Source organism: Bacteroides cellulosilyticus DSM 14838, assembly GCF_000158035.1.
In the GTDB taxonomy this organism is placed as follows: domain Bacteria; phylum Bacteroidota; class Bacteroidia; order Bacteroidales; family Bacteroidaceae; genus Bacteroides; species Bacteroides cellulosilyticus.
On the sequence record NZ_EQ973492.1, the window covers coordinates 784134 to 808357 of the forward strand.

At 41.0% G+C, this 24224-nt stretch carries 18 protein-coding genes and 1 tRNA gene; 5 read left to right on the forward strand and 14 right to left on the reverse strand.

Features of this window, described 5'->3' with window-relative positions; genetic code table 11:
- Nucleotides 1-43: 43 nt before the first annotated feature.
- From BACCELL_RS21365 to serB, 3 genes are all read right to left on the reverse strand, one after another.
- A complete protein-coding gene (locus BACCELL_RS21365) occupies nt 44-1681 on the reverse strand; it encodes a RagB/SusD family nutrient uptake outer membrane protein (RefSeq protein ID WP_044154176.1) in 1638 nt (545 codons plus the stop codon).
- A gap of 11 nt (nt 1682-1692) precedes the next feature.
- A complete protein-coding gene (locus BACCELL_RS21370) occupies nt 1693-4425 on the reverse strand; it encodes a SusC/RagA family TonB-linked outer membrane protein (RefSeq protein WP_007214160.1) in 2733 nt (910 codons plus the stop codon).
- A 75-nt stretch (nt 4426-4500) separates the two neighbouring features.
- Nucleotides 4501-5730: a phosphoserine phosphatase SerB gene (gene serB, locus BACCELL_RS21375; protein ID WP_029328676.1), complete on the reverse strand. Its 1230-nt coding sequence runs from the start codon at nt 5728-5730 to the stop codon at nt 4501-4503.
- 414 nt (nt 5731-6144) lie between these two features.
- Between serB and BACCELL_RS21380 the strand changes: the two genes are divergently transcribed.
- Entirely contained in the window at nt 6145-6651 is a 507-nt protein-coding gene (locus tag BACCELL_RS21380) for a redoxin domain-containing protein (RefSeq protein ID WP_007214162.1), read from the forward strand.
- A 213-nt stretch (nt 6652-6864) separates the two neighbouring features.
- On the opposite strand, the gene BACCELL_RS21385 is transcribed toward BACCELL_RS21380, so the two are convergent.
- Genes BACCELL_RS21385 through lon form a run of 3 tightly spaced genes read right to left on the reverse strand, consistent with a single transcriptional unit; the run spans nt 6865 to nt 11599 of the window.
- Nucleotides 6865-8001: an LptF/LptG family permease gene (locus tag BACCELL_RS21385; RefSeq protein ID WP_081450845.1), complete on the reverse strand. Its 1137-nt coding sequence runs from the start codon at nt 7999-8001 to the stop codon at nt 6865-6867.
- Entirely contained in the window at nt 7998-9128 is a 1131-nt protein-coding gene (gene tgt / locus BACCELL_RS21390; RefSeq protein WP_007214164.1) for a tRNA guanosine(34) transglycosylase Tgt, read from the reverse strand. Before tgt ends, BACCELL_RS21385 begins: the two co-directional genes overlap by 4 nt.
- The gene (gene lon, locus BACCELL_RS21395) at nt 9125-11599 is read right to left on the reverse strand and encodes an endopeptidase La (RefSeq protein WP_007214165.1); all 2475 of its coding nucleotides are present in this window, start codon (nt 11597-11599) and stop codon (nt 9125-9127) included. Before lon ends, tgt begins: the two co-directional genes overlap by 4 nt.
- Before the next feature lie 174 nt (nt 11600-11773).
- On the opposite strand from lon, the gene BACCELL_RS21400 reads away from it, so the two are divergent.
- Entirely contained in the window at nt 11774-12481 is a 708-nt protein-coding gene (locus BACCELL_RS21400) for a tRNA1(Val) (adenine(37)-N6)-methyltransferase (protein ID WP_007214166.1), read from the forward strand.
- A gap of 218 nt (nt 12482-12699) precedes the next feature.
- Here BACCELL_RS21400 and BACCELL_RS21405 read toward each other — a convergent pair whose 3' ends face one another.
- From BACCELL_RS21405 to BACCELL_RS21415, 3 genes are all read right to left on the reverse strand, one after another.
- Nucleotides 12700-13101: a PhlB family protein gene (locus tag BACCELL_RS21405; RefSeq protein WP_007214167.1), complete on the reverse strand. Its 402-nt coding sequence runs from the start codon at nt 13099-13101 to the stop codon at nt 12700-12702.
- Nucleotides 13102-13149: 48 nt separating this feature from the next.
- On the reverse strand, nt 13150-13695 hold the full coding sequence (locus tag BACCELL_RS21410) for a NucA/NucB deoxyribonuclease domain-containing protein (RefSeq protein WP_007214168.1): 546 nt from the start codon (nt 13693-13695) through the stop codon (nt 13150-13152).
- A 328-nt stretch (nt 13696-14023) separates the two neighbouring features.
- Nucleotides 14024-14098 (reverse strand) — tRNA-Pro (locus BACCELL_RS21415).
- A 948-nt stretch (nt 14099-15046) separates the two neighbouring features.
- Between BACCELL_RS21415 and BACCELL_RS21420 the strand changes: the two genes are divergently transcribed.
- Nucleotides 15047-15403, forward strand: a complete 357-nt coding sequence (locus BACCELL_RS21420) for a lipocalin-like domain-containing protein (RefSeq protein WP_007214171.1) — start codon at nt 15047-15049, stop codon at nt 15401-15403.
- 82 nt (nt 15404-15485) lie between these two features.
- On the opposite strand, the gene BACCELL_RS21425 is transcribed toward BACCELL_RS21420, so the two are convergent.
- The 5 genes from BACCELL_RS21425 to BACCELL_RS21445 all read right to left on the reverse strand — a co-directional run bounded on the left by BACCELL_RS21425 (nt 15486) and on the right by BACCELL_RS21445 (nt 21195).
- Nucleotides 15486-16442, reverse strand: a complete 957-nt coding sequence (locus tag BACCELL_RS21425; protein WP_007214172.1) for an ABC transporter permease — start codon at nt 16440-16442, stop codon at nt 15486-15488.
- Nucleotides 16429-17178, reverse strand: coding sequence for an ABC transporter ATP-binding protein (locus tag BACCELL_RS21430; protein WP_007214173.1), 750 nt, complete (start codon nt 17176-17178; stop codon nt 16429-16431). Before BACCELL_RS21430 ends, BACCELL_RS21425 begins: the two co-directional genes overlap by 14 nt.
- A gap of 2 nt (nt 17179-17180) precedes the next feature.
- The gene (locus tag BACCELL_RS21435) at nt 17181-18329 is read right to left on the reverse strand and encodes a COG1470 family protein (RefSeq protein WP_007214174.1); all 1149 of its coding nucleotides are present in this window, start codon (nt 18327-18329) and stop codon (nt 17181-17183) included.
- A 177-nt stretch (nt 18330-18506) separates the two neighbouring features.
- Nucleotides 18507-19811: a sensor histidine kinase gene (locus BACCELL_RS21440; RefSeq protein ID WP_007214175.1), complete on the reverse strand. Its 1305-nt coding sequence runs from the start codon at nt 19809-19811 to the stop codon at nt 18507-18509.
- A 13-nt stretch (nt 19812-19824) separates the two neighbouring features.
- Nucleotides 19825-21195 carry a sigma-54-dependent transcriptional regulator gene (locus tag BACCELL_RS21445; RefSeq protein WP_007214176.1) on the reverse strand — a complete coding sequence of 457 codons (1371 nt, stop codon included), beginning with the start codon at nt 21193-21195 and terminating at the stop codon, nt 19825-19827.
- A gap of 217 nt (nt 21196-21412) precedes the next feature.
- On the opposite strand from BACCELL_RS21445, the gene BACCELL_RS21450 reads away from it, so the two are divergent.
- Both BACCELL_RS21450 and BACCELL_RS21455 read left to right on the forward strand, forming a co-directional pair.
- Complete coding sequence (locus BACCELL_RS21450) at nt 21413-22906, forward strand: TolC family protein (protein ID WP_007214178.1); 1494 nt, start codon at nt 21413-21415, stop codon at nt 22904-22906.
- Between the two features lie 49 nt (nt 22907-22955).
- Complete coding sequence (locus BACCELL_RS21455) at nt 22956-24206, forward strand: efflux RND transporter periplasmic adaptor subunit (RefSeq protein WP_007214179.1); 1251 nt, start codon at nt 22956-22958, stop codon at nt 24204-24206.
- Nucleotides 24207-24224 lie beyond the last annotated feature (18 nt).

Sequence of the window (24224 nt, forward strand, 5' to 3'; positions counted from 1 at the left end):
GTGATTATCACAAAAGAATGAAGCTACTTTGCAATCCATTCCTTTAATACCCCGGATGCTGTTCCCATTCCGGATTCATTTGTCTGATTTTCTCGGGAATGGGGAAGACAATAGTATACCCACTTTCTTCGTTGGGAAGTTGCGGACGACTGTTGTAAGAACGGGTAAACTGTCCAAAACGAATTAAGTCCTGACGCCGCCAACCTTCCCAGGCCAATTCTAATTGGCGCTCAGCCAGAAGATTGTCCAAAGTAGCAGTACGTTCCGGTGCTCCTACACGGGTACGCACCTGATTCAGTTCTTCATCTCCATTGCGTCCGTCACGGACTTTGGCTTCACTCTTCATAAGCAATACATCAGCGTAACGAAACAGAACAATATCATTCTCCATCAATTTTCCATCTTTCATGGCTTTGTCATCTATCTCATATTTTTTCATACGGGCACCGGCAGTCTTTTCATAAGGTTCATCAGACAGATCCAGTTTAACCTTCCACGGTTCGTAAACTAAAGCTGTTCCATCATCCAATTTCACGACATTACCTTTCAAATCATAAACAGTACCTGCATAATAGCAATAATCAAAACGCGGATCCTGTTCGTTTGTCTCGTATCCAAAAGTCTGTAAGGCTTCGATAGTGGCACTTGATCCATTCTCACCAGACAAACCTAACGCTTTGGCATGATTATAATGACGCGAACGGAAAAGATATTGCATCTGATTGGTATATAGCGTCTTATTCATCGGAATAGTGAAGATGTTTTCAACAGAGCCTTCATTATATACGGCAAAATTGGCAGCATAATCTGATTCAAGACGATAACCTAAAGCTGTAATTTGGTCACAATAGAATTCTACGGTCTGCCAGGCATTGAATGTATTGCCATCCACATCAAAGAAGATTGTTTTCCCATTCGGATGGGTATCATCCACCCAGTTATTATCCATATAAATTTCTGCATTCAGTGCCAGTTTTGCAAGCAGGAAGTAGGCTACGGGACGTGTCAAGCGGCCATAGTAATTACCAGAACGGTTACTGAACTGAGCGGGCAGGAGTGGGGCTGTCTCTTGTAGTTCCTTGAATATGAAATTAAAGATATTCTCACGTTCACTCAGTACAATATCTTTTGAGGCAACCTTGGAAGATAGAACCAACGGAATACTACCGAACAGGTCCGTCAGATAATAATAGTACATTGCACGTAAGGCACGTACTTCGGCACGATAGGCTGGAAGTTCTGCATCTGCATGTGTAAGTGCATAGCTTTCAATTTGTTCCAAAGACTTATTACTGAGCATAACTACTTTATAGAGATATTCCCAGGTGGCTTGTATCGCATCATTATTTATTCCCCATTTGTGCAAAAATAGTCCTTGCCAGAAACCACCGTCGTACCAGTCACCACCACGAGTAGGCATAATGGCTTCATCGGTTGTAAAAGTATTCAGATCATATATGCCGCGTCCCGTTCCCTGCAATCCTTGACTGTCAGAATTTCCTCCAATGTAGTTATAGAGAGAAGCAACCGCATTCAGATAAAGTTCAGTAATGTTACGATAGCCTTCTTCTTCGGGTAATGCATCGCGGGGACTTTCTTTTAGAAAACCATCACATGAGATCATGCACCAACTGAGGGTGACCAAAACACAAAACGAACGAATTATGGAATATCTTTTCATGTCTTTAAGGTTTAGAAGTTTACACTTAATCCGATGGTATATGTGCGGTATAAAGGATAATTGCGTTTATCATCTATACCTAAAGTAGAATTCACCGATGAACTGTTTATCATGGGTGTCAATCCGGAATAACCGGAAATAGTAGCCAGATTGTTGACCGTCAGTGACAGGCGAAGTGATTGCAGGTAACGGGTATTTTTCAATGGAACATTCCAGCCCACTGTGATATAGTCGAAGTTCACATAATCACCATCTTCCAACCAATAATCTGTAGCTGTCTGATCCTTTATATTCCGTGTAGGCGCTTTCTTCATAACGTTATAGTCGGGAAAACTATTCATATTCATATAAGTAAGCGAAGTACCATTATAGACTTTATGTCCGAATGCACCGTTTATCTGTAACGATACATCAAAATCTTTATAACGAAAACTGATATTAGAGCCAAGAATTGTTTTTGGAACTGCCTGACCTGCTATGTACCGGTCTTCACCATCTTCCAGACTAACACCACCACCATTCAAATCAGCAATCTGATAAGTATAGCCTCCGTTACCATCGGATACTAATCCTGTGCAATGGGGGAGGTAAAATACCCCCAGCGGTTGACCTACAATCTGGTAAACGATATGATTATATCCGCCATGAAATCCGGCACCATCCAATCCGGCAAGACTCTTGTATTCTGTTGCTGAAATATGTTCACCCTGATAGTTGCCGTCGAGGGAAAGTAATTTGTTTTGTTGAAAAGTCAGGTTAGCATTGATATTCAGTTCCATATCTTTGGTTTTCAATGGAGTTATGCCAATGGATAGCTCTGTTCCATAATTACGCATGGAACCAATGTTTGCCAGCAAAGTGTTGTAAGTGAAAGGCGGTACACTTACATTATAGAGATAGAGCATATCTTTCGTCTTGGAATTATAATAATTGGCGGTCAGTAACAACCGGTTACCCAGCAAAGCCATTTCTATACCGGCATTGAAGGTCTGTTTCACTTCCCATTTTAAGTCCGGATTCATATTCTTCAATTGGTCCATTGTGACCACAGGTGATGAACCTACCGGAGCAACTCCGTTCGGGCGTATCAGATTCAGCGAGGTGTACGAATCAATTCCATTTTGGTTACCTGCCAAACCATAGCCTGCGCGGACTTTCAGATTGTCAATGAAAGGCAGTTTCTCCATAAACTTTTCCTTGCCGACTACCCATGCAACAGATACAGCCGGAAAGAAACCCCATTTATGATTACTGCCAAACTTGGAAGAGGCATCTCCACGGGCATTCACTGTCAGTATATAACGATCATCGTATGTATAGTTCACACGTCCCATGAAGGAGGCCAGACGAGGATCTTCATAATAAGAATTAGTTCCTTCCCACGGACGGAGAGCACCTCCCTGAAGATTGTTATAGCCCAGACCATCAATACTGAAATTAGTAACTGTGGTATAGAATCCCGAATATTGGTCTTTTTGCACTTCCGCCAGCCCCAAAACATCAAAGAAATGCTTCCGCCATTCTTTCTTATAAGACAACATCAGGTTCCCCAATAACGATTCCATTTTCTTAGTTCCTTTGTATGCCTGCCCTTGCGCCCAGACCGCAACCGGCAGATACTGTGAATTTTCAATCACATTATAGGTGTAGGAACCAAACAGTGCCAGTTTCCATGCTTCAGACAAATTAAATGTCAACCGTGCATGCGTACTAATGTGCGAAGTAGCGTCTTTATCATTCACATCCATCCATGCCAGCGGATGAGACAACTGGCTGGCAAGAACACTTCCATCCCAACTTCCGGTTTCCGGATTCTTATGATTAGGGAAAGTGGGATTAAATGCAGCAGCCGAATAAAACACTTTATGTAAATTTACCAAGTTACGCTCTTTCTGTATAGAACCAAACATTCCGAGATCACATTTCAGAAAATTATCGAATACGTACTGCGTCATATTCATATTCGATGTGAAGTTCTGCAACTTTTCATTGACAATTACTCCTTCACGATTCATCAAAGCAAGTGAAACACGATAGTTGGAGGTGTTTGTTCCACCGGAGAAGGCAATGTGATGATTATGTTGCAGCCCTGTCTGTTCTATTTCCTTCTGGAAATCGGTATTGTTTCCCAAATCAAGAATAGAAACGCCACGTTCTTTAGCTACTGCCCGGAATTCATCTCCATTGAGCATTCTTACCGTTTTATAGCTTGAAGCAATACCGAAGCTACCATTATAGTTCACACTTGTACGCCCACTAACACCTTTTTTAGTGGTAATTTCAATAACACCCGATGCTCCGCGCGAACCATATTGCGCTGTTTCCGAAGCATCTTTCAAGATAACAAAACTTTCAATATCCGCCGGATAGATAGACATAAGCATACTCAAATCACCAAAAACACCGTCTACAATAATCAACGGATCATTGCCAGTAGTCAATGAAGTGGTACCACGCAAGCGGACAGCATCCAATGCTGCAGGTCCGTTGGAACCTTTCAGAATAGTCAAACCCGGTACCCGTCCGCGGATGGCATCCAGTGGATTGGTTATCTGGTCTTTATTCATCTGGTTTTCGGTAATTCTTTCTACAAGTCCTGAAAGGTTCTTGCGAAGGCCTGTGGCATATCCAACAGTCGTTATAGAGTCAGGGAGGCTAACGTGAAGTTTTTCTTGTGCAACGGCTTGAAGGCCAGGGACAGTCAAAAACAAAGAGAGATAGAAAAGGTTCCGTATTCTCTTCATAGTATTAATATTTAAGAGGTTCCGCAAATATAGATGTCATTATATGAAACAAATATATTTGCGGAATAGTTCAGCTCATTTCGGCAAATCGATATATGAGTCCTTGAAGCCTAAGAAATAGAGCACTCCATCGAGCCCGATTGTATTGATGGACTGTTTGGCATTGGCAACCACTTTGGGTTTAGCATGAAAAGCGATACCCAAACCGGCAACACCCAGCATCGGAAGATCATTGGCTCCATCACCCACGGCAATAGTTTGAGCAATATCCACTTTTTCCACCTGCGCAATCAGACGCAACAGTTCAGCTTTCCGCTTACCGTCTACAACATCTCCCAAATAACGTCCAGTCAACTTACCATCCACAATTTCCAGTTCATTGGCATATACGTAGTCAATACCATATTTTTGTTGCAAGTATTGTCCGAAATAGGTGAAACCACCGGAAAGAATGGCAATCTTATAGCCGTACTTTTTCAACACATACATCAATCGGTCTACTCCTTCTGTTATAGGCAGGTGTTCCGCTATATCCTGCATTACAGATTCATCCAACCCTTTCAGTAAGGCTACGCGTTCGCGGAAGCTTTCGGTAAAATCTATTTCCCCACGCATGGCCCGTTCGGTGATGGCTTTTACTTCATCTCCTACACCGGCACGTATGGCCAATTCGTCAATCACTTCCGTCTCAATCAGTGTGGAGTCCATATCGAAACATATCAGACGGCGCATACGACGATACATATTATCGAGTTGAAAAGAGAAGTCCATTTCAAGTTCGCTCGCCAGCTTCATCAGTTGCTCTTGCATGGCAATGCGATCCTTCGGAGTTCCACGGACGGAGAATTCGATACACGCACGAGTACGTAAATCACATTCATCCAATGGGATACGTCCCGTCAGGCGCTTGATAGCATCAATATTCATCCCCTGTTCGGCAAGAATGCGGGTGACTGCGGAGATCTGGCGGGCAGACAACTTACGTCCCAGTAAAGTAAGGATATAGCGATTTTTTCCCTGCATGTTAACCCAATCTTCATATTCTTTCACCGAAATAGGATAGAAGCGAATCGTCACTCCCAAAGAAGATGCCTTGAAAAGCAACTCTTTCATAATGAATCCTGAATGTTGTTCCTCTGTCTTGCATAAGATACCCAATGACAGTGTATTATGAATGTCCGCCTGACCAATGTCAAGAATAGTAGCGTCGTATTTAGCTAAAATTTCTGTAACGGATGCAGTTAATCCCGGACGATCTTCGCCCGTAACGCGAATAAGAATAAGTTCTGTGCTCAACGGTTGCATATAAAATTGTTTATCTAAATTAATGAGTAACACGGTGCAAAAGTAGATAAAATTCCTGCTATATACACCAATTAACATAGAAATATGTATTTAACAGTAATATCCATGAAATGTTTCCTATTTCTCTTGAGGACATACTTGATACAAATGATAAAAACACATAATATATATTCGAAAATCACCGGATCAATACTGTGCAGAGAGGTATCCAGAGATGCAAAACATGTTATATAACATGAAAAAGTCAACCGTTTACTTGATTTTCAATAATAAAGTTATACCTTTGTCGCCGATTTAGAACGAGTGGTTCTATAATCTTAGTAAACGTTGATTGTATATTTGTTAGCTAAGACGTTGTTTTTACCGTCTGACAAACATCTATAAATCAACCAGTATTAACCAAAACCGCCTTACATGAAGCATGTAAAATGGATTTTTGTTGTATTACTAATTAGTTCCTTGACTTCTTTCGTAGAAAAAGACAAACCTACCGGAGGTTTAAATGTGGGTGACATAGCCCCTGATTTTAAAATCAAAACTATGTCGACTGAGCAACAAACTATTCAAAATCTCTCCAAGATGAAGGGAAAATATGTGTTACTCAGTTTCTGGGCAAGTTATGATGCGCAATCCCGGATGCAAAACGCAAGTTTGAGCAATGCGCTTCACTCAACTTCTCCAAACAATAATGTGGAAATGGTTTCCGTATCATTTGATGAATATCAATCTATCTTCGAGGAAACCATTCGTAAGGACCAAATAGTTACGCCCACCTGTTTCGTGGAAACTAAAGGCGAGTCGTCCGGCATCTTTAAAAAGTACCGTTTAGGCCGGGGATTTACTAACTATTTACTGGATGATAATGGTGTAATTATAGCCAAAAACATCTCTGCTGCAGAACTTTCAGCTTACTTGAATTAAGCTTTCACTGCACATTGCCATGAAAGATTTAAAGAACCTGTAAGACGAAAGTGGGGTTGCTTCTAAAACTTATGTGATGAAAAAAGCATCGTTAGAGTCAAAAGAAGCAAAGACAAAAGAGGAAATGGATACAACAAAAAAGCCCCTCCTGCACTTGTGGTAACACAAGGAGCGGGAGGGGCTTCTTATTTTTGTTAAGTTGAGTTGGTTACTCTATTTCGGTGCCTTTTGATACAGATAAAATGCAATGAACGCATAGAGTATATTCGGTATCCATACAGCAATTACCGGAGGAACATTACCATTCACTGCAAAAGTGGAAGCAATCGTCTGGAACAAAATATATGAAAAGCTCAATGCCAAACCTATCCCCAAGTGTAATCCCATTCCCCCTTTAGTCTTTTTCGAAGAAAGAGAAACACCTATCAATGTGAGGATAAATGATGCAAACGACATGGCAATGCGTTTGTGATATTCAATTTCGAACTCTTTGATATTGGCAAAGCCGCGCTGCCGCTGCCGGCTAATATATTCGCTTAATTGTGGACTGGTCATCATTTCCTGTTGATTTTTCATAATAAGAAAATCGGCAGGTTCCATAAAAAGAGTACTATCGATGCGGTCTCCCTTAACAATGTTCTCTTTCATACCATCCATTTCACGTATCATGTAATCCTTTATAATCCATTTATGGACGGAGGCTGTATCATAAGTGATAGATCGTGCCGTAAGATGAGAAACCAACTGTTTGTCTTTAAACTTATCCAATGAAAAACGATATCCCGTCTTGCTATAATCTTCGAAGCGTTCAATATAAGCAATGACGCCCGAATCTACTTCCAACTGAATGTTACGAGCTGTATTCGATTTGCGCTGCTTATAATATTTATCTTCAAAGTTAATACGCGTCACACTACCTTGGGGTATGATATAAGAACCCAAAAAGAATGTTACTATTGCAATTATAGCTGCTGACACCATGTAGGGACGAAGCATCCTCTTAAAACTCATTCCAGTAGAGAACATCGCAATAATCTCGGAGTTCTCAGCCAGTTTTGAGGTAAAGAAAATAACCGCAATAAACACAAACAACGGACTGAACAGGTTTGCAAAGTAAGGAATGAAATTCAGATAATAATCGAAGATTATGGCTTTCCAAGGAGCTTCGTGTGACATAAATCTGTCCATCTTCTCATTAAAGTCGAATACCACTGCAATGGAGATAATCAATGCAATGGCAAACACATAAGTTCCAAGGAACTTCTTAATAATGTAGAAGTCGAGCCGCTTCAACCATTTCCAGTTATCCGGCATCTTTATACCTTTCATGTTCCAGTTCAGTTTTCTCATAACCTTGTCGATACGCGTTTCACCATCATCGGTTTCCATGTGGAGAAATCACCGGCAATGATGTGCTTGCGAGCTTCACCCACCAGCCACAGATAAAATGCCAAATTATGAATAGATGCAATTTGCATAGCCAGTAACTCCTGTGCATGGAACAAATGACGCAGATACGCCTTACTATATAAGGTATCTACCGCAGAAGCTCCATCTGCTTCAATGGGCGAGAAGTCTGTTTCCCATTTCTTATTACGCATATTGATGATACCATCTTTGGTGAACAACATGCCATTGCGTCCGTTTCGGGTTGGCATTACACAATCGAACATGTCTACACCGCGCTCGATACCTTCCAAAATATTGACCGGTGTACCTACACCCATCAGATACCGTGGCTTATCTTTCGGTAAGATTTCATTCACCAACTCAATCATCTCATACATTTTATCTACAGGTTCACCTACTGCCAGACCACCGATGGCATTGCCATCTGCACCCTTCGATGCTATGTATTCTGCCGACTGCTTGCGAAGATCAGGATATACACATCCTTGAACAATAGGAAAGAGAGACTGCTGGTATCCATACTTCGGTTCCGTTTCATTGAAACGCTGAATGCAACGGTCCAACCAACGATGTGTGAGTCCTAATGACTTTTTGGCATACGCATAATCCGAATCTCCTGGAGGACATTCGTCAAACGCCATCATGATATCTGCACCAATCGTACGCTCGATATCCATTACCTTTTCTGGAGTGAAGATATGTTTACTACCGTCGATATGTGAACGGAATTCTGCACCCTCCTCACGTAGTTTACGGATACCTGATAATGAGAACACCTGAAATCCGCCACTATCTGTCAGCATAGGACGGTCAAAGCCGTTGAACTTATGCAGTCCTCCGGCTTTTTCCAGTACGTCCAATCCCGGACGCAGATATAGATGATAGGTATTCCCTAATATGATTTGCGCCTTAATATCTTCTTTCAGTTCGGTTACATGCACACCTTTCACCGTTCCTACAGTACCTACCGGCATAAAGATAGGAGTTTCTATCTGCCCGTGATCGGTAGTTATCAATCCTGCACGCGCATTACTTTTACTGTCTGTATATTGTAAGTCGAATGTCATTCTGCTTTCTTTTCTTTCTTTACGGACAAGTCGATGGCATCGGCAACCTTCTCATTGGTCAGCGCAATGGCAAACACCTCTTTCACATCTTTCACGTAATGGAAAGTTAACCCTTTGAGGTATATTTCCTGTATCTCGTCAATATTCTTACGGTTCTCTTCACTTAGAATAATATTCTTGATGCCGGCACGTTTCGCAGCCAGAATCTTCTCCTTAATACCACCCACGGGAAGTACCTTGCCACGAAGTGTTATTTCTCCTGTCATGGCAAGATTTGCCTTCACTTTACGCTGGGTGAGGGCAGAGGCGAGAGAAGTGGCCATGGTGATACCTGCCGAGGGGCCGTCCTTAGGAATAGCACCTTCCGGCACATGTACGTGGATATTCCAATTATCAAAAATATCTTCATCCAGATTCAGCAAAGAAGCGTGTGCCTTGATATATTCCAAGGCCAGCATTGCAGACTCTTTCATGACATCACCCAGATTTCCGGTCAACGTCAGACGCCCACCCTTTCCGCGGCTCAAACTGGTTTCTACAAACAGGATTTCTCCCCCCACGGCGGTCCATGCTAACCCGGTCACTACACCAGCGTATTCATTGCCCTGATATTTATCACGGGTATACTCAGGTGCTCCGAGGAACTCATACAAATCTCCCGGTTTGATTTCCTGTTTGGCAAAGTAGCCATCCGTAGCATACTGGCGTGCCGATTTACGAAGTATTTTACCTATCTTCTTCTCTAATTCGCGTACACCACTTTCACGGGTATACGACTCGATAATAGCCTCCAGCGTATTCTTTGGTATTTTGATATCATTCTTCTTCATACCGTTGGCTTCCAGTTCTTTCGGAACCAGATGGCGACGGGCTATTTCAATCTTCTCTTCAGTGATATAACCACTTACCTCAATCAACTCCATACGATCGAGCAACGGTCCAGGGATAGTATTCAGATTATTTGCAGTAGCAATGAACATTACTTTAGATAAATCGTAATCTACATCCAAGAAATTATCATGGAATGTTGTATTCTGTTCCGGATCAAGCACCTCAAGCAAAGCAGAAGAAGGATCTCCCTGACGATCTGAACTCACCTTATCTATTTCATCCAGGATAAACACCGGATTGGATGAGCCGGCCTTGATCAGACTTTTGATAATACGTCCCGGCATAGCACCGATGTACGTCTTACGATGTCCACGTATCTCTGCTTCATCATGCACGCCACCCAATGACATACGGATATATTTCCGTTTGAGGGCAGCAGCGATAGAACGCCCCAAAGAGGTTTTACCTACTCCCGGAGGGCCATACAAACAGATAATAGGCGACTTCATATCACCTTTCAGCTTCAATACAGCCAAGTGCTCCAGAATACGTTCTTTCACCTTCTCCAAGCCATAATGATCTTTGTTCAGAGTCTTCTCAGCATTGACTAAGTTCAGATTATCTGTAGTGTATATTCCCCACGGCAAACTTAGCATTGTTTGCAGATAATTGAGTTGCACACTATAATCAGGAGATTGTGGATGTGTACGCTCCAGTTTATCCACCTCTTTCATGAAAGTGTCTCTTACTTCCGCACTCCACTTAGTAGCGATTGCTTTACGGCGTAATTCTTCTATTTCCTGTTCCTGGCCACCACCACCCAATTCATCTTGAATGGTCTTAATCTGCTGTTGCAGGAAATATTCACGTTGTTGCTGGTCAATGTCTTCCCGTGCACGCATCTGTATGGACTCCTTGATTTCGGCAAGTTGCACTTCCCGATTCAGTATCTCCAACAAACGATAAGTACGTGCACGCAATGCATCAATACGCAGCAATTCAATCTTCTCATCTTTTTTCAGCGGAAGGTTCGTGCAGATAAAATCCACCAGGAACATAGGATTCGTAATATTCTTGATGGCAAATGCAGAATCCTGCGGAAACATATCAGATGATTTGATATATCTTATAGTCAGATCCTTGCAAGCTTCCACCAATGCATGGAACTCCTTATCATTTTTGTCAGGAATATCTTCCCCCAATGCTTTTACGCGCCCTTTCAAATAAGGAGTTGTATCTACAATTTCTTCCAATTCCATACGTTTGACGCCTTGCAGAATAATAGTGGTAGTCTGATCAGGCATTTCCAAGATACGGATAATCTTACCTACCGTACCAATAGTATGCAAATCTTCCAACGAAGGCATCTCCGTTTCTGCTACCTTCTGGCAAACCACTCCGATATATGCACCTTTTTTTTCAGCTTCACGCACTAATTTCATGGAAGTCTTTCTCCCGACAGATACCGGCATAAATACACCTGGAAATAAAACCATATTCCGCAAAGGTAATATCGGAAGTATCTCATTCACTTCAATATCCATCAACTGTTCTTCATTCCCCTCAAAATCAGCAATCACTGAAAAAGTGTTTCCTTCTTCTCTTGCTTCCGTATCTTTTAGGTAAAGTCTTTTCTTCATTTCGTTCTTTTTAAGTTTATGTCATACTGACAGGGCTTATAAAGCGCCTGCAAAGTTAATCTATTCTTCATTAATATAAAGCACCTTTTCTATAAAAAAGACAAAAACGGTGCCAAATTTGTCGTAATATTCCCGACTTTGTCTATTTTTGCTCTCTATTAACAACTACAATCTATGTCAAATCCTTATTTTCAGTTTAAACAATTTACTATATGGCACGATAAATGTGCCATGAAAGTAGGTACAGACGGAGTGCTGTTAGGCGCTTGGGCAGAGGCAGAAAGCTCGCAAAAAATCCTCGATATAGGAACTGGCACTGGACTGATAGCGATAATGTTAGCACAGCGATATTCATTGTCGCAAATCACGGCTATAGAAATAGATGAAGCTGCGGCAGCTCAGGCTAAGATGAATGTAGCCCGTTCTCCATGGATAAAACGAATACAAGTTATCTGTAACGATTTCAGTCTATTTCAGACCGAAAGTAAATATAATCTGATAGTTTCTAATCCACCATATTTTGTTAATGCATTGAACTGCCCTGACAAGCAACGCAATATGGCACGTCATACCTGTGAACTAAATTATGAGTTACTTTTTCGACGCTCGGCACATCTCCTTGAAAAGCAGGGGAGGGTATGTGTTATCATTCCTACCGAAGCAGAAAAGTTAGTAATTGACACAGCCTGGAAATACAAGTTGTACCCTTCGCGTTGTCTTCATGTCTTCACCAAACCGGATAAACCAAGCCGAAGAGTACTTATTTCATTCAGCCACGAAGAACATGAGTGCATAGAAGAGACTTTATGTATTGAAGTAGAACACCATCAATTTACACCGGAATATATTGCACTGACAAAAGATTTTTATTTAAAAATGTAGTTTGATGCTATCATACCTTTATCTCAAAAATCAGTTATAGGCAGTTATTTTGTTGGATGTCTCTATATACAAAAATAAGCTGCTAAAAAATCAGCAGCTTATTCTTTTTATAAGATAGTTATAATAACGACCCTTTTTTAGCACTTCTGACAGGCTGTTTTAACCTCTCTAATTCATGTGATAAAAGAGCGTTTTCTTCCATGCGATTATATTTTATATTACATAAATAACAAGGAAACAACCAGCCCCCCAATCACTATGACAGTAAAACAACCTGTTCCTTTTATCTTTCTTGCCTTGTCAAAGTCTTCTTGCAAAAACTTACGGCCACATTTTGGACATGCATAACACGCCGTACCAGAAAGCTTTCCACAATTGGGACACGTCACATAAAGACCTTTAGTCCTTTCAAGAGGATGCAGGCTTAATCTATCAGGTATCGGCTGTTTCTTTAATCTGAATTGATGACCGCATTTTAAACAGCTAATCAATATCTTATTACTGAGAAATTGACCATAAGCAATCTTTTCAGCGTGTATCTGAGTAGAACCACATCTCGGACATGTTACCGGGGTGTCATCATATTCATTAAAGTCTGTATGTTGTCGCTCACCTTTCATTGCTTCTTAATTAGTTGATTCTATCTGTCCTTTCTATATTGAAGAGTTTTATGCTAGAACAACATCAAACTCTGAGGATCCACTGCTTAGTAGCCTCTTATATAATCCTTGTAGTTTACCACCTTGAACTGATTGTTCATGCACAGGGACATACGCCCAGTATCCATCACTTCCACCTTCAATTGTAGATGCATACGGATATTCATCTCTGGAAAGCCCCGGCGCATACTTTACATCTTTAAATAATTGATTATCATCTCTAGAAAGCACCTTTACACGATTTACTTCATGAATGCTTATTGGCGAGTATGGTATTTTTTCTTTATCGGCTTGTACTTTAGTAACTATTTCTTCATTTATCATATTCCTTACATAAACTACCGATTCTTTATTTGGAATATAATTCAAAGTGTTTGGAGCTCCTTTATCTATTGCACAAGCTGTAAACTCCCATATATTAGGGGTCTTGCTCTTTTCTATGATATGATTTTCTTTAAATTGGGTGCAAAGAGGATCTATAGCAGTAGTTCTTTGGCAGATACTATTTATATTGGCCTTTTGCATTTTATGACTAATTCGATTGTCTTTAAACATAATGTTTGAATTATAATCCGAGAAACTCAACGTTTTCGAACATTTATTATCCTCTTTAGGGGAGTGTTGACTACAATAGCATTTCATAATATTAGATTTTAGTTATATAATTAATTACCATTTTTTCGATGAACTTATGTTTTTTCAAGGACCTTCTCATTACTTGAGTTTAAAATCAGTTATAAGATAGTTATAAGAAAATCTCCTTTATTAGCATAGAAAGAATGTCAAATAACACAATTTTTGCTATAAATGACGTAGAGCCGATGCAAATTGCATCAGCTCTACGTCGTCTTAATTAATTAGTTTTCAGTCTTTTAGACTTTAGTCGGGGTAGCGGGATTCGAACCCACGACCCCCTGCTCCCAAAGCAGGTGCGCTAACCGGACTGCGCTACACCCCGAATACTTTATTTCTTAAAAGCGAGTGCAAAGGTAGAAACTATTTTGTAATAAACAAAACAAATCGACTCTTTTTACAAAAAAAAATCAGATGAGGTCATAAATACCCATTTAGACAGAGCCAACTTCGTATTTACTCCGTACCAACTCCCCATAAAAACATAAAATAATTCAAGATCATTCACTACACTTGCGGAACTTAAGCAAAATGACAAAATGTAAATCGTGATATCCTACGTTTCATCCTTTCGTATCAATAGTTGGCGTAGTGCGAAAAGACGCAAGGATTTCCTGTTTGGTAAATGCCGTATGATTTATAATAATGAGGGAAAGTGTATTTTGGAAAGTGAGTTCTTTGTATTTCATTCTTATTTGATTGCGTATTTGATATATTTCCTAAAAAGTGATTATTAGATTTCGTTGCTTATCTTCTTCAAAACAGAAAAATATCACCTGCTTTTCGGAGGGGCTACACCCTTTTTCCGTGATAGTATCACCCTTTAGTGATGAAGGTGTAGCCCTATGAGGCAAAGGGTGTAGCCATTTTCCAAATTACATCATCCGTTTGGATCAAATAGATGGTCTGTTTGGTTAAAACAAATCATGCAATAGCGCTGAATAGACCATCTGTAGCATACCAATAGATGATATGATAATGATAAACTAAGGTTTTATTCTTCCAGAAGGGCCTTTTTGACAGAAAACCTTATTGCTGATAATGGGGAAATACAAACGTATTGAAGAGAAATATCGTATTTCACTATCTTATTGCCATATTGGACTGATTGCGTAAATCCTGATATGCTTTGGCCAATCAAGCTTAGGGAAAAGAACGTTAGCCTGCGAAACTTAAATATAGAATAATAGCTCCGGAACGATATTTTTCAATTAACTTTATCCCCTGAAAACAATTGGTAGGTTTCAACGTTACACTATAATAAAAAGACATCATGAAAAAACAAATCATTAGCATGGCGGTCATGGCAGTTGTATTTGCTGCCTGTGGTGGTTCTAAAGCTCCCGCTACCGTAGTAGGATCATGGGTAATGCCCATTAACGGGCAACCTGGAGAAGTGCAAGGAATCAAACTGGAAGAGAATGGAGAAGCATCTTCCATTAATATGCACACTTTGATATACAAAGAATGGGAACAACAAGGTGACCAGCTTTATCTGACAGTAAAAAGTATCGGTAATGGGATAGAGATTGAAGGTGTGGATACACTGAAGATTGACAAGCTAACGCCGGATTCGTTAGTGTTAAGTTCCAATTATGGATATACTCTGGAGTATGTAAGGCAGAAATAATACAAACTGCAATATATAAATCCCTGACGACTTTAAAGTATTAAATATCGTCAGGGATTTCTTCCTAACCTAACCAATCAATTTACCTTGAACGTATTTCTCTACGCATAAATATGATATAAGAGAGTGCAAAACAGAGAATTGTAACTGCAATCAATCCTGTTAACTGTGGCCATATAACCAGCAAACTCTGTCCCAATGGGAGAGGGCTGGGTATTGCCCCTTGAACCTGCTCCATCATTAACGGTCCCAAGCTTCGAAGTGATGGCATCAGCAATACAGAAGTTGCCTGATTGAATAATTCGCACGGATTCAATGACATTATGCCCCAAACTATTTTTTGATAACCGACAACATAATAAGGCGGCATCATATCAGAAGGCATGAACATCTTAGCAACCCAATTGACAATCATCGTATAAAATACACTGAAAAACAACCATATCGCCAGAGAAGCCAAAGCTGAAGTAGCCGTCTGCCGGAAGCAGAGCGAGAACAGTATCGCCATATTCAACCAAAGACCTACATAGAAAACACTTAGGATCAAAAAGGAAATGATACGGGCAAATTCTTCCGGTGTAGGTGGAATACCGATGGCTATCAGCCCGGCTCCCATTACCAAAAAACCTAATACAAACAGCATAATTGTAATCACAATCAGTGCAGCAACAAATTTGGCATTGATTATACAATCACGGTGTATCGGCTGTGATAATATACGGCATAATGTCCCTTTGTTCAGTTCCGAATTCATGGCATCAAATCCTAAGGCAATACCTAACAGCGGCCCTAAAAAGTTGATGAACAAAACAAAAGAAGGCAATGTGCCATCGGATACGGTAAACAATTTCAAGAAGAAAAAAGTATCTTCCACATCACCTGATTTGACAGCCTCATGCATACTGGTGAGTGATGTATACAAGGCTCCCAAGCAAGTGAGCGTGATAATGGCAAGTAAAATAATAAAGCGCCAACTACGCACATGATCCCGGATTTCTTTATTCACAATAACCCAGAAAGGCTGCTCAATTCCGTTCATACTTCTCACCTCCTTCCTTTATATAATTATTGTAGATATCAATAAGTTCTACTTGTTTACCTTCCATTTCTCTAAGATCAAGCTGCGCCAGTAATTCTCCGTGATTAAATAAGCCCACACGATCACAAGCTTTCTGTACCTGATCCAGATTATGTGAGGAAAATAACACGGTGAAGGAATGAACCCTACTCAAATTACGAATCAATTCTATAAATTCCTGAATTCCGGCAGGATCGATACCGGATGTCGGCTCGTCCAAAATAATGATTTCCGGATTCTTTATCAATACATCCGCTAAACCCAAACGTTGCCTCATACCGCGGGAATACTTTCCGGTCTTTTTATTCACCTGTTCGGCAAGTCCAACCCGACGCATAAGTTCCTTTGCTTTCTCTTCAGCCTCTTTCCTTGAAAAGCCGTTCAGAAGTGCTGTATAGATGAGGTTTTCCAACCCGGTCATATCATCGTAAAAGCCTAAATCTTCAGGAAGATAACCAATTTTCCTCTTGACTTCAATAGGATTTGTAGTGGAGTCTATTCCACAAATTTCCACTTTACCGGAAGTTGGTTCTGTCAACCCCAGCATCATCAGGATAGTTGTGGATTTTCCCGCACCATTCGGACCCAATAATCCGAAAATCTCTCCTTTGCAGATTGACAGGCTAATATGGTCTACAGCAGTGAAATTACCGTATTTTTTGGTTAAATCGGTAAGTACAATCACTTGTTCGCCCATAATTACCTCCTTCCATATTTTCGGAATAGGTAATAGACACCTCCCACAGCTACAACGATGACTAATATTCCTACCCAACCCCAAAGCATTGGTGTTTTTACTGCAATTCTGAATTGTGCAGTTGCATTTACTTCGGGAGTTCTGGCTTCCATTGTTGCTACATAGTCGCCTGGCAAAGCTTTTTTCGAAGCTTTCATTATAGCCGTAACAGTAGATGTTTCTCCGGCTTTTAATATTTCTATTTTGGCAGGTTCAAAAGATACTTCCCAATCTTTTGGCTTACCGGATGAGAGTTGAATATCCTTTAATAAAGAGGAACCTGTGTTTCTGACAACTAATTCCAGACGCTTCACATCTCCGGCAGTTATTTCAGTACTCAACAATCCCCGTGGAGTAGTCAGTTCCATTTGATATGTACCGGTAACCACCACTTCCAAATCCAGATCAGCAGAAGTATTACCGGCTACTGCACGTACTGAAATCTTATAATTCCCAGCTTCAACATTAGCCGGCGGAGTGACGTCTATCGACACATTCTGGCTGGCATTCGCTTCTACTTGTGCGGAAGTTGCCTGCTTATAATTAGGTTTAAAAATTACATTCCATCCTCTGGGCGCATTAGACATCAATGCATATAACTGCTGATCAGCCGTCTGATTCTTCAGTACGGCATTAAAAGTAAATGTCGATTTTGAGTTGCCCTGCATATTGGGTTGATCAGTAGTAAATTCAGTCTGATAAGTGCCTTGCTGAGCTACGGTGACAGTCAAAGGAAGTTGACAGCCTCCAGCAGTTACAACAAAATTGTAGCTACCCTTGTTTATTTTTAATGGAACTTCCAATTTCAAGTTAAAGTCCTTCTTTTCACTAGGCAGGACAGCTAATTTGTTAATATTCCAACCACCGGATTTCAATTCACGTTTCCAACTTGCTGGTAATCCTGTAACAGACAGATCTACATTGACCGGAATATCCGAATTATTGATTAAATCAATTTTGTAATCAATACTCGTTCCCGGAGAAACAGAAATCTTTGTATAAGGAGAATAAAGAAACACGCTTGGAATTGAGTCAGAGGCGTGTGTGTAATTCACGGGTATTAAACCCAACAAAATAGTTAATAGCAGCAAATAATTAGTTCGCATAATCATATAGAATTTTATGGTTAATTAAATATGAGTTATCGATTTATGTGGCTGCAAAAATAAATAATGGAAAAATTAGTAGCTGTTAAAAGCAATAAAATATCGGCACAGAATTTTTATGATTATATAATATTTATGTTTTTTAATAGACACAGAACAACCTTTTGCTGGTGCAGTATTTATCTAACAGAATTGTAAAGTAAAACAACTCCCTTTTCCCGGTTCCGAATAAACGGTAATATTTCCTCCATGCTGATTCATAATCTGTTTGCAAAGACTGAGTCCGATACCCGAACCGGCAGTTTTTGTTGTGAAGAATGGAACAAATATTTTATCCTGTACTTCAGGTAAGATACCTTCACCATTATCCCGAACAGTAATAGTACAACGCCATGCAGTAAGAGAAGAAGTCACTTTAGGCGCAAAAACAGCTTTAACCTCAATCTTGGGCGTTTCGCGACGGGCAGATGCTTCACGAGCATTTTTCAACAGATTAATAAGCACTTGTTCTATCTGAGCACGATCCACATCCAGTGTTTTCTCCAAAGGTGGAAGCTCGAAATGAATAGTTGCATCAGGAAAAAGTTTCTGTAAATCGGTGAATAGTTCCCGAACCGGCACGCTGGCACAAACAGGAGCGGGGAGACGGGTAAGACGACGATAGTTTTCTACAAAACCTAATAGTCCCTTACTACGTCGATGAATGGTTTGCATAGCTTGTAGCATTACAGCATATTCTTTCTCGCCCGCTGCATCTTTTAATGTAACGGGTACACCACGCTCACTAAGTGTTTCAGAGAGGGAAATGATAGGAGTAATGGAGTTCATGATTTCATGAGTGAGTACACGTATCAGCTTTTGCCAGGCTTCCATTTCATTCCGTTCCAGTACAGAATGAATATTCTTCAAACTGATAAGGCGCCTCTCCATGCCACGGGCTACAAAGAGAGTGGTAGCTACTGCCATTTCTAAAGTGGTTCCATTTCGATGAATACGTATGACCTGCGTTTCACCGGAAGGAAGGCTCAAAAGCTCGGCCGGCAATTGCGGATCTTGCCCTAACTGGGCAGTAGCAGCACGATTCAGCCACTCAATACGTCCGGACATATCAGTCACTAATACAGCAGTATCTACCTTGTTCAGCAGACTTTCGTAATACTGATGTTTTATTTCTTCTTCCAACAGGCGAGCACGAAATGCCTGCAAGGTTTCAGATAGCTCTACAGCCATTTCTGTCATTAGTTTATTTTTATAAGGTGGACGGAAAGCCTGTGTCATGTCATTATAACGCAAACTGTCCGTCAGGCGACGCATCATCTGCAATTGCTTCATCTGTATATAATAAAGGTGTATTCCTGTCCCCAGAAGAAACAGGAATGTTATAAGCATGCTAAACCATAAATCAGCACAATATAACACATAAACACCAACAGAAAGTATTGCCAGCAGACAGATATGCAAGATAACAACCAAGGAATACTGCTTCATATTACTTCTTAATTTATAATCCCAGTTTCTCAATCTTCCTATACAATGCAAAGCGCGTAATTCCCAAATATTCCGCAGCACGTGTCATATTCCCCTCGCTCAACCGCATTGCCTTTTCTACAGCTTGCCGTTCCAATTGTTCCAGATTAAGTATTTCTTCTTCTTTTTTAAGACGGGGGGAGGAAGCTTGGAACAAGAAATTATCGGGGCGAAGCAATGAACCGTCACCCAAAATCACCGCACGCTCCATCGTATGCTGTAACTCACGCACATTTCCCGGCCAGGAATAACGCAGCAATTTAGCTTTTGCTTCACGTGTCAAGCCCCGCATTTCCTTTTGATATTTCCGGGCATAACGCTGCAGGAAATAATCCGCCAGGAGGATAATATCATTTCCCCGTTCCCTCAAAGGAGGAATATGTAGTTCAATCGTATTGATACGATAAAGTAAATCCTGCCGGAAATTCCCTTCTTCCACCAGATGGCGGATGTCCGCATTTGTAGCACAAATCAAGCGTACGTCGATGGATACAGATTGTGTACTACCCAAACGACTGATCTGCCGTTTTTCAATAGCAGTCAGCAGTTTTGCTTGCATAGGCAGTGACAGATTTCCTATTTCATCCAAAAACAATGTACCTCCCGTTGCCACCTCCATCCGTCCGGCTTTCGGTTTCCGGGCATCAGTAAATGCACCTTTTTCATAGCCAAATAATTCACTCTCAAACAATTGTTCCGGGATACTGCCAAGATCAATTGTAACGAATGGCCGTCCGTAACGTGGCGAACAACGGTATAACAAACGGGCTATCACATCTTTTCCTGTTCCATTTTCACCAAGTACAAGAATGTTAGCATCTGTATCACGCAACTTCTCTATCGTGGCAAACACTTCCTGCATCGCGGCAGATTCACCAATAATAGATTCTTCCACACTACTTCCCGCACCGCTAAGTACCTCCACTTGTTCTTTTAGCAGATTAACTTCACAGCGGGAACGGCGTAACTTAATACCGGATGAGAGTGTAGCAAGTAGTTTTTCTTTTTCCCACGGTTTCGGGATGAAATCGGTAGCACCCGCTTTAATGGCCCGTACCGCTTTATCTGTATCTGCATATGCTGTCATAAAAATAACAACCGCCTGAGGATCAATACGCAAGATTTGTTCCAGACTCTCAAAGCCTTCCTGCCCACTGATGGCGTCGCGACTGAAGTTCATATCCAGCAGGATAATGTCCGGCTGGAATGTCGTCATGAAATATTCGATACGATCGGGGGTTACTGCTACTTTTATTTTTTCCGCATAAGGTTCCAACAGAAGGTTGAGGGCAAAAAGTACATCCTCATTATCATCTACTATTAATATTTTTCCTAATTGTTCCATACGAAGCTATTATTATCCGATAGTCTTTTCTGCAATATGAATATATCCGATGTGCAAAGATAAACAATATATCGATGTGTTGTGTGTGCGTATGCGCACTATTTTTGTGCGGTATGGCACACGCTCAATTTACATCATACAGAAGTATAGCATTGTAATACAAAGCATTACATCTTTGGCATAAGATTTGAATCTCTTCTACCAAAAGGAACATACTATGTACAAAAAAATACTTTTATTATTAATAGCTTGCGGAACTCTTATAACTATTGATGCGCAGGAACACACTATGGAGCTGACATTAGGTCAGACCATAGAGCATGCCCGCCGACAATCACCCGATGCGCAAACAGCCCAACACAGTTTTCGTTCCGCCTACTGGAACTACAAATATTATCGGGCCAACTATTTGCCCGCCTTGAAATTAACTTCCGATCCGTATCTGAATCGTGCCATCAACAAAATTACAATGAGCGATGGTAGCGTGAAATTTGTGGAACAAAACTTATTAAGTACCGACCTCACCTTAAGCCTGACACAAAATATTCCTTGGACAGGTGGTACACTGTTCGTGGAAACTTCTGCCCAGCGGCTTGATTTATTTAGTGACAACTCTACCTCCTGGCAGACATCACCCATAAACGTCGGCTATAGTCAGTCTCTTTTTGGATATAATAGTCTGAAATGGAATCGTCGTATCGAACCATTGCGTTACCAAGAAGCCAAGAAAACTTATGTGGAAACCCTGGAGCTCGTTGCTGCCAATGCTACGCAGAAATTCTTTGCCCTTGCCACTGCACAAAGCAACTACGAAATAGCTTCTACCAACTATGCCAATGCAGACACCTTATATACATATGCACAAGGGCGCTATAATATAGGTACCATTACCGAAAACGAGATGCTACAATTGGAACTTAATAAGCTGACCGAAGAGACAAATCGTATGAATGCCCATATCGAAGTAGAAAATTGCATGCAAGAACTCCGTTCGTATCTCGGTATCCAGGAGGATATACTGATCAAAGTAGATGTCAGCGATCATGTTCCCAATCTTCACATAGACCTAAGCACAGCTTTAATCACAGCACGTCAAAACAGCCCGGATATACTGGACATGCAGCGACGCAAGCTGGAAAGCGAAAGCCGGGTAGCCAGTGCCCGTGCCAATGCCGGACTGAAAGCCGATCTTTACTTGCGTTTCGGACTGACTCAGACCGGCAATAAACTGAAAGACGCTTATCACAATCCCTTGGACCAACAATATGTCACCCTCGGCATTAGTCTGCCTATATTGGATTGGGGACGTGGCAAAGGACAGGTCCGGGTAGCCCGTTCTAATCGTGACTTAACTTATACTCAAGTAGAGCAGGATAAGACAGACTTTGAACTGAATGTCCGCAAACTGGTGAAACAATTCAATTTACAATCCCAGCGCGTACATATTGCCGCCCGCACCGATGAGACGGCTCAACGACGTGCAGATGTAGCCCGACGACTTTATATCCTGGGAAAGTCTACCGTACTCGACCTCAATGCTTCCATCAGTGAAAAAGATGCCGCCCGACGAAATTACATCACTGCACTATATAACTACTGGAGTTTATACTACACCCTCCGCAGTATCACACTTTATGATTTTGAAGTAGATGCACCGCTGACAGAAACAGAAAGAATAGAGGAAGTGATGGACAAGATGATAAAAAAATAAAGGGACATATTATAAACTTGACTATAAATTGTAAAACAATAAAGATATTATGGATATTAAACTCGAAAAGAAGCCTTGGTACATCCGCTACCGCTATTACCTAGCAGGAGGAATTCTATTCCTTGCTTTCATTATTTACGTTATCATCCTTTCTGCCGGTCCCAGCAAGCTTCGCATCGACCAGGAGAATGTGCAGATTGCCGAAGTCAAAAATGATAAATTCATGGAATATGTAGACGTGGAAGGACTTATACAACCCATCCTCACCATTATCGTTAATGCCCGTGAATCAGGAAGTGTAGACCGTATAGTAGGCGAGGAGGGAAGTTTACTTCAAAAAGGAGATACAATCCTTGTGCTCGAAAACCCTGATCTGATACACAACATTGAAGAACAACGTGATGATTTGGAGAAGCAATTGATTTCTTTCCGTGAAAAAGAAATTGAGATGGAACAGAAGAGCCTGACCCTCCAGCAACAAACTTTGCAAACCAACTATGAGTTGGCCCGTCTTCAAAAAAGTTTCAATCTTGATAAAGAAGAATATAAAATGGGGATAAAAAGTAAAGCTCAACTGGAAGTTGCCGAAGATGAGTATAATTATAATGTAAAGAAAGCAAAGTTACAACGCGAGAGTTTGCGTCAGGATTCTGTTGTTGCCATTATCCGCAAAGACCTGATTCATAATGATCGGGAACGTGAACGTAAAAAGTATGAACGCGCTTGCGAACGACTGGATAATTTAGTTATTAAGGCTCCCGTAGCCGGACAACTCAGCTTCGTGAAAGTAACTCCGGGGCAGCAAGTATCATCCAACCAAGGTATTGCCGAAATCAAGGTACTAGACCAATATAAAATACACACTTCACTCAGTGAATACTACATAGACCGTATCACTACAGGGCTTCCCGCCACAATTAATTATCAGGGGCGTAAATATCCACTCCGTATTACAAAGGTAGTTCCCGAAGTAAAAGATCGCACTTTCGATGTCGACTTAGTATTTACCGGAGAGATGCCCGACAATGTACGTGTAGGAAAGAGCTTTCGTGTACAGATAGAGTTGGGACAACCCGAACAGGCCATCGTTATCCCACGCGGTAATTTCTATCAGGCTACCGGTGGTCAATGGATTTACAAACTAAACGCATCCAAAACGAAAGCAATTCGTGTCCCTCTCAGTATCGGACGCCAGAATCCCCAGCAATACGAGATTACAGACGGTTTACAGCCGGGAGATTGGGTTATTACGACGGGATATGATAACTTTGGCGAAGCGGAAGAACTGATATTAAAATAAGGAACAAATACAGCATCA